The sequence below is a fragment of the Moraxella sp. CTOTU47724 genome (genome assembly GCF_032014955.1).
Lineage (GTDB): Bacteria > Pseudomonadota > Gammaproteobacteria > Pseudomonadales > Moraxellaceae > Faucicola > Faucicola tetraodonis.
This window is the reverse complement of the sequence record NZ_DALZSV010000004.1, coordinates 56634-62992: the sequence shown is the minus strand read 5'-3', so window position 1 is coordinate 62992 and position 6359 is coordinate 56634. Positions and strand designations below refer to the sequence as shown.

5 protein-coding genes are annotated in these 6359 nt (G+C 44.5%); 4 read left to right on the top strand and 1 reads right to left on the bottom strand.

The window, feature by feature from the left end; all coding sequences use genetic code 11:
- From RTR63_RS01890 to RTR63_RS01875, 4 genes are all read left to right on the top strand, one after another.
- Positions 1-876 (top strand): TatD family hydrolase (locus RTR63_RS01890; RefSeq protein WP_312522362.1); only part of this gene is annotated, 876 nt, incomplete at its 5' end.
- A gap of 8 nt (positions 877-884) precedes the next feature.
- Complete coding sequence (locus tag RTR63_RS01885) at positions 885-1685, top strand: tRNA threonylcarbamoyladenosine dehydratase (RefSeq protein ID WP_472796579.1); 801 nt, start codon at positions 885-887, stop codon at positions 1683-1685.
- A 45-nt stretch (positions 1686-1730) separates the two neighbouring features.
- On the top strand, positions 1731-3398 hold the full coding sequence (locus RTR63_RS01880; RefSeq protein ID WP_312522361.1) for a GAF domain-containing hybrid sensor histidine kinase/response regulator: 1668 nt from the start codon (positions 1731-1733) through the stop codon (positions 3396-3398).
- 170 nt (positions 3399-3568) lie between these two features.
- Positions 3569-5077 carry a cation:proton antiporter gene (locus RTR63_RS01875; RefSeq protein ID WP_312522360.1) on the top strand — a complete coding sequence of 503 codons (1509 nt, stop codon included), beginning with the start codon at positions 3569-3571 and terminating at the stop codon, positions 5075-5077.
- 62 nt (positions 5078-5139) lie between these two features.
- On the opposite strand, the gene RTR63_RS01870 is transcribed toward RTR63_RS01875, so the two are convergent.
- Positions 5140-6330: an iron-containing alcohol dehydrogenase gene (locus RTR63_RS01870; RefSeq protein ID WP_065254145.1), complete on the bottom strand. Its 1191-nt coding sequence runs from the start codon at positions 6328-6330 to the stop codon at positions 5140-5142.
- Positions 6331-6359 lie beyond the last annotated feature (29 nt).

The window sequence follows — 6359 nt, the reverse complement described above, 5'->3', positions numbered from 1 at the left end:
CCATTAATTGATACGCATACCCATTTTGATGTGGATAGCTTCGATCATGACCGCGAAATGCAATCACAATTGGCATGGGATAACGGCGTTCGTCGTTTGGTTTTGATAGGGTTTCTAGCAAAGTATTTTGCACAAATGGTGGCATGCCAACAGCAAATGCAAGGCTATGGGCAGCAAGGCAAAGCCACACCTTTGGCACATTTAGCGTTTGGTTTGCATCCTTTTTATATCACTGAGCATAAAGATAGCGATTTACAGCGGCTAGAGCAGTTTATTCAGCAATATTCACCCATTGCGATTGGCGAAATCGGGCTTGATACTTTTACTGCGCCGATGAAAACTGCGGAAAATTACGCTAGGCAGCAAGATTTTTTTGCTCAGCAACTTGAATTGGCAAAACAATACCAACTGCCTGCGCTGCTACATATTCGCCGAGCGCATGGCGATGTGATTAAGATGTTAAAAGCACAAAAATTTACCCAGGGTGGGATTGCGCATAGTTTTAGTGGCGGTATCCAAGAAGCCAAAGCATTAGTCAATCTGGGCTTTAAAATCGGCATCACCGGGCAAGTGACCAATCCGAATGCCAAAAAACTGCGCCATACCCTTACAGAACTTGTCAAAACCGTTGGGCTTGATGCTATTGTGATTGAGACGGACTGCCCAGACTTTACGCCGCTACCCTGTCATGTGACGCACGGTAGGCGCAATGTACCTGCCAATCTGCCGTACGTGTTGACAGCGTTATCAGACTTATTAAAAAAAGATCAATCACAACTCGCCAAGCAACTGTGGCAAAATAGCTGCGCTGCACTACAAGTCAGCTGGGAGTATCCTATCCCAAACAAATTGAATATAAACCCTGACCAAGATTAACATAAACCATGACAATGACAGCCGATATGACGCCTGATATGACATTAACTGACGCCCAATACCAACGCCGTTTTGCGGGTACCCAAAAACTGTATGGTGCCGCGCAATTTAGTAAGTTTGAGAATCTGCATGCGTATGTGGTGGGCGTGGGCGGGGTGGGCTCTTGGGCAGCTGAGGGACTGGCTCGTACTGGGGTAGGCGAGATGACATTAATTGACATGGATGTGTTAGTGGCTTCCAATGTCAATCGACAATTACCCGCTACCGATAGCAATTTTGGTAAAAGCAAAATTGAAGCCATGGCAGCACGTATCAAAGAAATCAATCCCCATATCAAATTACATTTGATTGACGATTTTTTGAGCAAAGATAACGTACAATTATTAATCCCTAATCGTGCTTTGCAATCACAGCTGAGACAGTCAGGTAAAGAGCTTGTGGTATTAGATTGTGTCGATGATATGAATGCTAAGCTGGCGCTTGCGCTGCATTGCCGATTTAATAAATTAAAGTTAATTATGGCGGGCGGGGCAGGTGGCAAGACGGATCCGACCCAAATTCAGGTGGCAGATCTTAAGGATACTTACCAAGATCCGCTACTGGCTAAAGTCAGACAGCGACTTCGTCAAGATTATGGCATCAATCGTGCGATGAAAGAAAAATTCGGCATTCGTTGTGTTTTTTCGTCACAGCCGCCGATTGTTGATAAGTCTTGTCAAACAGGTGGTTTGCATTGTGGCGGCTATGGATCGGCCGTTGCAGTGACCTCAGTGGTGGGGATGATGTTGGTTGCTGAAGCGTTAAAATAACCTCAGCGTTTAATTTTTATCACGTAGTAGGACGGTGCTAATGAGATGATATCATATCCTATAGCAAACAATGAAAAACAGCGTCTAGCGGTATTGGATGAGTACCATATCATCAAGACGAACAAAGAAGCCGAATTTGAGCGTATTAGTGCTTTGGCTAAGGCATTTTTTGGGACTAAGATTGTCGCTATTACTTTTTTGGATGCTGATATCCAGTTTTTTAAGTCAAGAATTGGTCTAAAAGAACATTCAACCAGCCGTGATGTTGCTTTTTGCAATTACACCATTACACAAAACGACACCTTTGTCACGCTCGATACTCACCAAGATACCCGATTTAAAAACAATCCTTTGGTTACCGGTTACCCATATATTCGGTTTTATGCTGGCGCACCCATCGTGGTTCACGACAGTCAAGGTAGGGAATTTGCTTTGGGTGCGCTGTGTGTGATTGACGACCAGCCGCATCAAGATTTTGATGCCAATCAACAACGTGTGCTAGCGGATTTGGCGGCGATGGTGAGTGATACCTTAAAATTACGGCAGCAGCGTTACCAAGCTGAGCGCGCTGATGAGGTAAAGACCGCATTTTTGGCCAATATGAGCCATGAAATTCGTACGCCGATGAATGGTATCATAGGCATACTTGAATTGCTTGAGCAGACACCGCTTGATACGCAGCAGCAACACTATATCAAATCGATTAAAACATCCAATGAGCATCTGCTTACCATCGTCAACGACATTTTGGATTTATCCAAAGTAGAATCAGGTAAAATACGTTTTGAGAGTATCCCGGTTGATTTAGCACAGCTATGCCAAGACGTGTATCAATGCTTTTTAGCCACTGCAAAAGACAACAGCGTGGAACTAACCTTCGATTACCCTGATAACTTGCCCAAATATGTCAACACCGATCCGGTGCGGGTGCGACAGATTTTAATCAATCTAGTCAATAACGCCATCAAATTTACCCCAAAACAAGGTAAAGTGAACATTCAAGCCATGAATGGCGGTGATAAGCACCAAATCAAATTCAATGTGATTGATACGGGCGTTGGCATCAAGCCTGAATCATTGGCAGTGATTTTTGATGCCTATAATCAAGCTGATAAGTTTACCCATCGGTTATATGGTGGTACAGGGCTAGGGCTATCTGTGTGCAAAGCGTTAGCAGAAGGGATGGGCGGCACGATTAAGGTAACCAGTGAAAAAAATAAAGGCTCAACCTTTACCCTATCTCTACCAATGATAGCAACTGATGAAATCAGCTATCAGCAGTGGCACCAACGTCATGATGAAACCACAATACAACCGCTAGAACGTCTGCCTGCCCATGTTCTGCTAGCAGAAGACAATGAGCTAAATGCCATGGTCGTGGTCAAAAGCCTAAAAAAATATGGCTATGAAGTCACCCGAGCCAAAGATGGGTTAGAGGCCGTCAATTTTTATAAAGCTGACCCTAGCAAATATCACATCATTTTGATGGATCATCAAATGCCCATCATGGATGGGGTGGAAGCCACCAAAATACTCAAACAGTCGTACAATCAGTTGCCGCCTATTATTGCAGTGACGGCACACGCCATGCATGGGGACAAAGAAGTATATCTTAATGCGGGTATGCAAGATTACTGTACCAAGCCCTATAAGCCTGAAGTGCTTGATGTGATGATTCAGCGCTGGCTGCATCACGTCGCCAACACGGTTTAAGAGATATTAATCACAAAATTTGCTTGCATTTGCGCAAACAATTGCTTACGGTAAAACCCTACCACAGTTTGTGGTAGGGTTTTATTTTTGTTGAAGTATTTTTGCTTTGTCACGGCTAAAAATGGCTTTGGTGACAGTGTTTTATAGAATGAAGAGCTAAAAAAACGCCTATGGGAAATTTTATTTTTTTACAAATTTTGGCAGCTGTCTGTGCCTTGTCCATCATTACCACGCTATTTAACAAGCGGATTTTGGACTTTCCACAAGCCATTGGGGTGCCCATTGTGTCGGCGGTACTGGTTTTTATTTTGCAGTGGAGTGCAAGCCTGCTCAATGGCAACGAGTTTATTACCATCAATATCACCAGTATCCAAAATGCGGTGCGTGATATCGATTTTTACGATTTTTTAATCAATGGGGTGATTTGTTTTATTTTGACGTCATCGGCGCTGACGTTTAAGGTGTCTGATCTCAAAAATTATTGGAAACCGATTGGGATTTTGGCAAGTATCGCATTGGCACTGTGTGCGCTGTTTTTTGCAAGCCTTATGTTTGGCTTTCAGTGGCTTATAGGGGCAAGTATTCCGTTCGCGGTATTGTTGTTATTGGGCGCGGCACTGGGCGCGACTGACCCGATTGGCATCAAAGGCGTGCTTAGCTCTATCAAAGCGCCGCGCCATTTGATGATTAAGCTAGAAGGCGAATCGCTGTTCAATGATGCAGTGTGTATTGCGCTATTTATGACTATTTTGCATGGTCTGCAAGGTGATGGTTTTAGCATCGTGACCACAGTAGAAGTGTTGTTGTATGAAATCGTGGTCGCCGGGGTTATTGGTTGGTTTTTTGGGCAGATGACGCTGCGAATTTTAAGCGGTAAACACGAGATGGAGTCACTGATTTTGACCACAGCATTTTTGGCGTGTGGGTCGTATTTGGTGGCATTGTATGCGCATGCTTCCGCGCCGATTGCTTGTGTGGTCGGGGGCTTGATTGTCGGTAACCGTTGGCACCAGATTTTAGACGAAGGTGAAATCACCTATGTGAATCACTTTTGGCATGCCATTGAGGGGATTATCAATTCATTTTTGTTCACCCTTATCGGTCTGGAGCTATTTATTTTAGAGCTGAATACCTCGTTGATTTTGGGTGGTGTGGTGGCATTTATTTGTCTGCATTTATCCCGTTTTTTGGCAAATTTTGCGTCATTTAGCCTGCTATCTGATGTCCGAAAAACCAGTTATAACGGCAGTTTGACGATTTTATCGTGGGGCGGGGTACGCGGGGCGATTTCTTTGGCGTTGATTTTATCAGTTTCTAACGTCCCAGAATTGCAGCCTTATAGCAGCTTTTTGGTGGGTTACACCTTTATCGTGGTATTGATGTCGGGCGTGGTATGTGGTCTTGGGCTACCTGCGGTGATGAATGCGTTTTATCATAACCCTAACGAACCCACGACAGGTTTTGCAGGGTGGTATCAAAGGCTAGTTAAACGCTTTAATCGCAAAGGCTACCAGTATGTGCTCAGCGAGGATGAGCAGGGCAATGAAGTCATTACCCGTTATCAGCCACCGCCTGTGGTGATTCAAGAGACGCCTAGTAGTGTCGGTATGGCATTGCCACTGCCAAAAGTGATTGATAAAGATGGGCATGATGAATTGGCCAATCCCAATGGTTTTTAACTGTTGCTACCACAAAAAAAGACCTAGCCAATCGCTAGGTCTTTTTTTATACCATTAGATGATTAGATGGCTGCGCGCAAAATCCGCTCAGATACTGCCAAATCATTGCTACGATGTTCACCAAGTTTGACCATATTATGTTCTTCTAATTGGCTCAAAATTGGCGCAATTGCAGACGCATCAAGGTCGGCATCTGACAATCTCACTGGTAAGCCAAGCTCGCGGAAAAAGTTTTCGGTGTTAACAATCGCTTGCTCGATTTTATCCTCGTCGCTTAGATTAGAGTTGCCTTCAGTGATATGCCAAACGTTTTTGGCGTACTGTAGCAGCTTGTCTTTTTTGCTATCTTTGAGCTCACGCATCACCCCAGGCAACACAATGGTCAAGGTGCGGGCGTGGTCAATGCCGTGTAGGGAGGTTAATTCATGCCCAATCATATGGGTGGTCCAGTCTTGTGGTACGCCCGTGCCAATGAGACCATTGAGTGCCATTGTCGCTGTCCACATGATGTTTTTCCGCGTTTCCATGTCGTTAGGGTTGGCTTTGACGGCACGGCCTTCTTCAATCAAGATTTTGAGCAGACTTTCAGAGAAACTATCTTGGACTTTGGCATTGACTGGGTAAGTCAGATACTGCTCCATCACATGCACAAACGCATCGCCTACACCATTCATCACTTGACGCTCAGGTAGCGTTAAGGTTTTGGCAGGGTCAAGAATCGAAAACTGCGGGAATACTAGCGGATTACCAAAAGGCAATTTGGCATGACGCTCACTATGATTGATAACGCCGCCTGAATTCATCTCTGAACCTGTTGCAGGAATGGTGAGTACAGTACCGAGCGGTAGCGCATTTTGAATATCACGGGTATATCCTTTTAATGCTTCCCACGCTTTTTCATGGTCTTTGTCGTCATCTAAGGTGGCAGTCAATGCAACAAATTTGGTGCCATCAAGTACTGAACCACCACCGACAGCGAGCAAAAAATCAATGTTGTTGGCATGTACCATATCGACGGCTTTCATCAAGGTATTAAATTCTGGATTTGGCTCAATGCCGCCAAATTCAAAGATTTCACGCTGTTTACCTTGTAGCGCGGTTTTGACCTCATCGAGTGTGCCGGTTTTTTTGGCAGAGCTGCCGCCATAGGTGATAAGTACACGGGCATTATCAGGGACAAGATTGGCGAGTTCTTTGATTTGACCTTCGCCAAATACGATACGCACAGGGTTGTAATATTGGAAATTATTCATGCCGATCCTTAAGAAATTGTTATTGTTAA